Consider the following 6,328-nt stretch of genomic DNA (forward strand, 5'->3'; position numbering starts at 1 on the left):
AACTAGTTTTATTGTGTATCGATTGGAAATGAAATATATAAATTAAAATTAGGTTTTGTTATCGGAAAATTTACAAAAATTTACCGTATATTTACTGTTTTTCAATCTCTCCTTTAAAAATAGAGAGTAATATGAGGTTGTACATATTCTATCACAAGGAGGAAACGCAAATGAACAAATGGGTTAAATCATTAACTGCTATGGCACTTGCAAGTTCTTTATTAATGGTAGGTTGTAGTAAAGGTGAGGACAAGAAGAAAGAAGACGACACAACAACACAACAAGAGGACAAAAAGGATAAAGAAACAAGCGGAACCGAGAAGTCTACTGATTCTAAAGAAAAGAAATAAAGTAATAATAAAGCTTCCTCTTATATATGAGGAAGTTTTTTTGTTGTAAATTGACTGAGATTATTGAAAAATAGAAAGAGAATGAAAGAGGGGGAAAACAAATGAAAGTATGTATATTGGGAGCAACAGGACGAGTAGGTTCAAACATAATTAATTTAGCATTAAAGGATTCAGCTGAAGTGACTGCATTAGCGCGTGATTTAAATAGAATAGAAATACAACATGAAAGGTTAAGAGTGATAGAAGGGAATGTATTGAACGAAAATGATATAAAGAAAGCGATAGAAGGAAGTGATATAGTAATTAGTGCACTTGGAACGGATCAAAATGGAACATTAGCGAAGAGTATGCCACAAATTATAAAGGAAATGGAAGAAGATGGGGTTCGTAGGATCATAACAATAGGAACAGCTGGTATTTTACAAGCAAGAACAGATCTAAATTTATATCGTTTTCAATCAACGGAATCAAAACGGAAAACGACAACGGCAGCGGAAGATCATTTGGCTGCATATAAGGTACTAAGTAATAGTAATAATTTATGTTGGACAGTTGTTTGTCCGACACATTTAATAGATGGTGAGGCGACAGAGGTATATCGAACTGAAAAAGATATATTGCCAGAGGGTGGATCAAAAATTACAGTGGGTGATACAGCACACTTTACATGGGATCTATGTAAGAAAAATATATATGAAAATAGTCGAGTAGGTATTGCATATTAAAAAACCATCCCGAAGTCGGGATGGTTAAAAGATGATATAACACAAGAAGATGATAATCATAATGATTTGGAGAATTGCTTTCGCTACTGTACTGCTTAAAAAACCAACTACAGTAGCGACTCCAACTAGAAAAGCATCTTTTGGCGATTTTTTATGTACTAGTTCTGTTATAAATACTGATAAGAACGGTATGATAATAAGTCCGAATGGTGGGAAGAAGAACGAGCCTACAATGATAGAAATCATTCCGACACGTTCGCCCCATTTAGAACTACCGTATTTTTTTAAGAAATATCCATTTGCAATAAAATCAGCAACGAAAATGAAAAGAGTGAAAATGACTTGAATAATCCAAAAAGAAGTTGTTAATTCGCCTCCATTTATACCGAAATGGTAAATCAAATATCCAGCCCAGACAGCTAGTATGCCAGGGATAATTGGATAAATAAAGGCGAGAAATGAAACAACGAAACAGGCAATGATACAAATTGTTAATAAAACAGTCACTTTATAGCTCCTTTTTAATATCTAGTTTATGTACAGCAACTTTTTTGACTTGATGTCCATCAAGTTCTAATACTTTAAATTGAAAACCAGCGTATTCAATGGAATAGCCAGCTTCAATATTTAAGTCAACTGCTTGAGAGAGAAGCCATCCTCCGATTGTATCTAAATCACTATCATCAATATGTAGGCCAAACATATCATTTACTTCAGAAATAAGCACCTTTCCATCTAAAACAGTAAGCTTAGGTGTACGCTTTTCAATCATAGGTGATTCATCAGCATCGAATTCATCTTGAATTTCTCCAATGATTTCTTCAAGAATATCTTCCATCGTTAAAAGTCCGGCAGTACCACCATATTCATCCATAACGATTGCCATCTGAACGCGATTTTTTTGAAGGTGGACTAACGTTTTACGAATTGGAACGGTTTCAAATACAGTTAGAACAGGATGTATATAAGATTCAAGTGGTTTATAAATACCTTTCGTTTGATCATGGAATACTTCTTTCGTATTGATCATCCCAATGATATCATCTTTATCTTTTTCAATGATTGGATAGCGTGTATATTTTTCAGTAGCGACGATATCCATATTTTCTTCTAACGTATTTTCAGTAGACAAGCAAATCATTTCGGTACGAGGAACCATAATTTCTTTCGCAACTCGATCATCAAATTCAAAAATGTTATTTACATATTTATATTCGGTTTGGTTTATTTCACCGCTTTTAAAACTTTCACCTAAAATGAGTCGCAATTCCTCTTCAGAATGAGCAAGTTCACTTTCCTTCGCAGGTTCTAATCCGAGTAGTTTTGTGAAAAATATAGCTGTACTATTGAGTAGCCAAATGAATGGATACATAATTTTATCAAATAAAATAAGCGGTCTTGCAAATTTGAGTGTGATTGCTTCTGCTTTTTGAATTGCGAAAGACTTTGGAACTAATTCACCTAATACAACGTGGAAAAATGTAATAACACTAAAAGCAATAACAAAAGATAAAGTGTTAGCCATTGTTCCAGTAATATTAATTTTTTCAAAGAGCGGTCGTAGTATATGTTCCACAGTCGGTTCACCAAGCCAACCAAGCCCTAAAGAAGTGATTGTAATTCCGAGCTGACAAGCTGATAAATAAACATCTAAATTAGATAGGACGCTTCTTGCAGCTAAAGCTTGTTTATTACCTTCATTTGCAAGTTGGTCAATTCGACTTTTTCGTACTTTTACAACAGCGAATTCTGATGCAACGAAAAAGCCAGAAATAAGAATAAGTACAAAGATGAGAAAAATATTTAATATGTCCAAGCGTGTTCTCCATTCCAAGGTCTGGAATAAAGATGTCACCTCCTGCAATTATGTTATACTTTTATAATAAATCCAAATGAAAAGAATAGTCAAAGGAAAAGGGTAAATATTGGTATGTTTCTGTAATAGTTTTTGAATTTGCTGTTATTTTGTCCGCTATACAAAAGGAATAACCCCCTACTTTTAGATTATAGAGGGTTATTTTAAATTAAGGTTTTGGAACACTTCTCGTTAAAGTGTATGACTGTTGCTTGGAGTAGTTTGTGGTCCATAGTGTTTGAAGGAAAGAAAGTATGCTATATGGGATATAGAGTAGTAATAAGCCGATTGTAACAATTATAGGTGAATTTCCGCCAAATTGAACGATAAATTGTAACAGTCCATTTGCATGAAAAACGCATTCCATAAAAACGAATGAAAGAATAATGGAACCTAAAATTGATTTATGATTTGAAGTAAGCGCTAAAAACAATGTGTCTACAAGAAAAGAATCATGTTTTATTTCATATTCATTTGTGTTTTTTAAGAAAGGAATCCATTTTTTTACTGCTTGCATAACGATAATCATGGAAGTACTACATACGATGATAAATGATGAGTAGTAAGGAAGGTTTATAAATTGTGCGATGTATAGAAGTAGTAATAAGACTGAACATTGTAATACTACAGTGCAAAAAGAGTAAGGTATCCATTTCAATACAGTAGTAAACTTTTTAAACGAGTTAGGTACTTTGAAAAATAAATGGCCGATACCCAAACTTATGAAAAATCCAATCGCAAGGGTAAAAGTAAAACGAACAATCGATATAAAATATATTTCCCATATGTAAGGGAATAATGGTTTTGAATGATTAGAAGTATGTATCATTTGGTTTGCTGAGAAAAAGATAGATTCATGCATCCAATCAACCTTTGGAATTGATATAGAAGAAAGCTGTGCGAAGTTTTGAAAAATGCTAATAAATCCATTTTGATAAGAGTAATTGTGTGTAATAAAAAGAGCTGGAATAGGACTTATGGCAAAAATAACAATAACACCAATTATAAATTTACATATATGTGAGCGTAATAAGGACATATAACCACCTACTCTTAGAATATTCAGAAAATTATTATTCTTATTTTAGCTTTTTTTGAAAGAAGTTACAATATATTTTTCATTTAGTAATTCAGAGAGAAGATTTGATAGCAAAAATATACAAGTGAAGGATTCATGAATAAATTATGACAAGAAAATGAATAATTTTCAGAAAAATAAAATAAATTATTTATTTTTTTCTGAAAATATAATATAGTTATGGCACAGAAAGTATTTTAACATAAGGAGGCTTTTTATGAGGATTAAAGGGAATTACGTGCCAAAAAGGGAAGTTTTACTGTGCTCAAGTTCGATTACGATAGGGGAAGCGTTAGAGCATTTAAATAAAACGGGGTATCGTTGTGTACCAGTTTTAGATGAAAAAAAAGAGAAATTTTTAGGGAATATATATAAAGTAGATATTTTAGAATATAAAGGATCACTTGACGAGAGTGTAATGCAATTATTAAACGATAAAGAGGGATTTGTGAGAGAAGATTCTTCTTTCTTTAAAGTATTTTTTACAATAAAAAAATTGCCTTATTTATCAGTAGTTGACGAAAAAGGGGTTTTCCTTGGAATTTTAACGCATAAAAAAGTTTTTGAGTTATTAGAGGATGCTTGGGGCGTTCACTCTAGTAAATACTCTGTCATGATTGGAACGCAAGACTATAATGGAGCAATCCAAAAGTTATCGACAGTTTTAAAGAAATACACTGGTATTCAAAGTTTGATGACTTTTGATAATGATGCCTTATTAGTTCGTAGAATTATGTTTACATTAGGAGAAGAGTTTAACGACGGTGAATTAGAGACATTATTGAAAGATTTAGAAGATCACGGATTTAGAGTTGTATATGTGGAAGAGATGAAAAATCCACGTGAAGTTGAAACGATAGAGTAACATACAAAAGCCATCTAATTATGAAGTGCACCCCAATTGTTAGACACAGTCTAACAATTGGAGGTGCATTTTTTATGGCTAAATTTTCTTCAAAAGAAAAAATCCAAGCGGTGAAACGATATTTAGATGGTACAGAAAGTGGAAAAATAATTGCTAAATCTATAGGAGTTAACCCTAGCGTACTTCGTGAGTGGATTAGACGATATGAGTCTTCAGGTGAAAAGGCCTTTGAAAAGTGCTATACATTCTACCCAGCCCAGTATAAACTAGATGTACTTTATTATATGAATGAACACGGGACATCTATCAGAGAAACAGCGGCACTTTTCAATATACCGTCTTATGAAACACTTCGGAAATGGAAAATAGCTTATGAAACAGGAGGATTGGATGCCCTACAATCAAAGAAAAAGGGGCATCCAACCATGAAAGATAAAAAAATAAAACCAGTAGATGAAGGATCAATCGAAGCCTTACAAGCGGAAAATGAGCGTTTACGTATGGAAAATGCATATTTAAAAAAGTTGAATGCCTTAGTTCAAAACAAAGAAAAATCACCAAACAAGACAAAGCGCAAGTAATCTACGAGTTAAGGCATGAATTTCCTATCAAGGAGTTACTTCAACTCGCAAACATTCCACGTAGTACGTACTATTACTGGATGAAACATTTTAATCGTCCTGATCCAAATGCGGAGGTAAAAGAACTGATTCAAGCTATTTATAATGAACACGATGGGTGTTATGGTTATCGTCGTATTCGTGATGAACTTATGAATCGTGGACACAAAGTAAATCATAAAAAAGTATATCGCCTTATGAAAGAATTAGGGTTAAAATGTCTGGTTCGTATGAAAAAATATCGCTCTTACAAAGGGACAGTTGGGAAAATTGCGCCAAATATTTTAAATCGCAACTTCCAAGCTGAAAAACCAAATGAAAAGTGGGTTACAGATATTACGGAGTTTAAGTTATTTGGGGAGAAGTTATACCTATCACCAATGTTGGATTTATTTAATGGTGAAATTATCACGTATACAATTAGTTCCAGACCGACCTATTCCCTTGTTTCAACGATGTTGGACCAAGCCCTTTATTGTGTAACCGATCCGGATAAACTCCTCATTCACTCTGATCAAGGTTGGCACTATCAAATGAAACAATACCGTCATTCTCTTAAGAATTGTGGCATAACTCAAAGTATGTCTCGCAAAGGAAACTGTTATGACAATGCCGTTATTGAAAATTTCTTCGGTATCATGAAATCGGAATTTCTGTATCGAAAAGAATTTGAAAGTATAACACATTTCAAACAAGAATTAGCAAAGTATATAGAATACTATAATCATAAAAGAATTAAGGCAAAATTAAAGGGTATGAGCCCAGTACAATACCGGGCTCATACCCTAGAGGCTGCCTAATGAAACGACCTGTCTAACTTTCGGGGGTCACTTCA

At 33.1% G+C, this 6,328-nt stretch carries 7 protein-coding genes; 4 read left to right on the forward strand and 3 right to left on the reverse strand.

The genetic code is table 11. From position 1 onward, the window contains the following. The first annotated feature begins 170 nt into the window (after positions 1-170). Positions 171-350, forward strand: a complete 180-nt coding sequence (locus ACO6VI_RS29005; RefSeq protein WP_001045960.1) for a hypothetical protein — start codon at positions 171-173, stop codon at positions 348-350. 101 nt (positions 351-451) lie between these two features. Continuing rightward, complete coding sequence (locus tag ACO6VI_RS29010) at positions 452-1,075, forward strand: NAD(P)-dependent oxidoreductase (protein ID WP_049107633.1); 624 nt, start codon at positions 452-454, stop codon at positions 1,073-1,075. 24 nt (positions 1,076-1,099) lie between these two features. On the opposite strand, the gene ACO6VI_RS29015 is transcribed toward ACO6VI_RS29010, so the two are convergent. The 3 genes from ACO6VI_RS29015 to ACO6VI_RS29025 all read right to left on the reverse strand — a co-directional run bounded on the left by ACO6VI_RS29015 (position 1,100) and on the right by ACO6VI_RS29025 (position 3,969). Beyond that, positions 1,100-1,582, reverse strand: coding sequence for a DUF456 domain-containing protein (locus tag ACO6VI_RS29015; RefSeq protein WP_000217339.1), 483 nt, complete (start codon positions 1,580-1,582; stop codon positions 1,100-1,102). A 1-nt stretch (position 1,583) separates the two neighbouring features. Further along, complete coding sequence (locus ACO6VI_RS29020) at positions 1,584-2,891, reverse strand: hemolysin family protein (RefSeq protein ID WP_000353738.1); 1,308 nt, start codon at positions 2,889-2,891, stop codon at positions 1,584-1,586. Positions 2,892-3,099: 208 nt separating this feature from the next. Further along, a complete protein-coding gene (locus ACO6VI_RS29025; RefSeq protein ID WP_422424788.1) occupies positions 3,100-3,969 on the reverse strand; it encodes a hypothetical protein in 870 nt (289 codons plus the stop codon). A 256-nt stretch (positions 3,970-4,225) separates the two neighbouring features. On the opposite strand from ACO6VI_RS29025, the gene cbpA reads away from it, so the two are divergent. Beyond that, positions 4,226-4,873, forward strand: a complete 648-nt coding sequence (cbpA, locus tag ACO6VI_RS29030) for a cyclic di-AMP binding protein CbpA (protein WP_001220528.1) — start codon at positions 4,226-4,228, stop codon at positions 4,871-4,873. Between the two features lie 74 nt (positions 4,874-4,947). Then, a protein-coding gene (locus ACO6VI_RS29035) for an IS3-like element ISBth10 family transposase (protein WP_098840180.1) occupies positions 4,948-6,293 on the forward strand; the annotation gives its coding sequence in 2 pieces (ribosomal slippage) (positions 4,948-5,389 and positions 5,389-6,293; 1,347 coding nt in all). Positions 6,294-6,328 lie beyond the last annotated feature (35 nt).

Origin of the sequence: Bacillus sp. PSXD-155 (assembly GCF_049310765.1) — a bacterium.
GTDB classification, from domain to species: domain Bacteria; phylum Bacillota; class Bacilli; order Bacillales; family Bacillaceae_G; genus Bacillus_A; species Bacillus_A cereus.

What these genes read in the sequence shown, in the direction of transcription:
- ACO6VI_RS29005 (WP_001045960.1), top strand. Translation starts at nt 171, where the DNA reads ATGAACAAATGGGTTAAATCATTAACTGCTATGGCACTTGCAAGTTCT.
- ACO6VI_RS29010 (WP_049107633.1), top strand. Translation starts at nt 452, where the DNA reads ATGAAAGTATGTATATTGGGAGCAACAGGACGAGTAGGTTCAAACATA.
- ACO6VI_RS29025 (WP_422424788.1), bottom strand. Translation starts at nt 3,969, where the DNA reads ATGTCCTTATTACGCTCACATATATGTAAATTTATAATTGGTGTTATT.
- cbpA (WP_001220528.1), top strand. Translation starts at nt 4,226, where the DNA reads ATGAGGATTAAAGGGAATTACGTGCCAAAAAGGGAAGTTTTACTGTGC.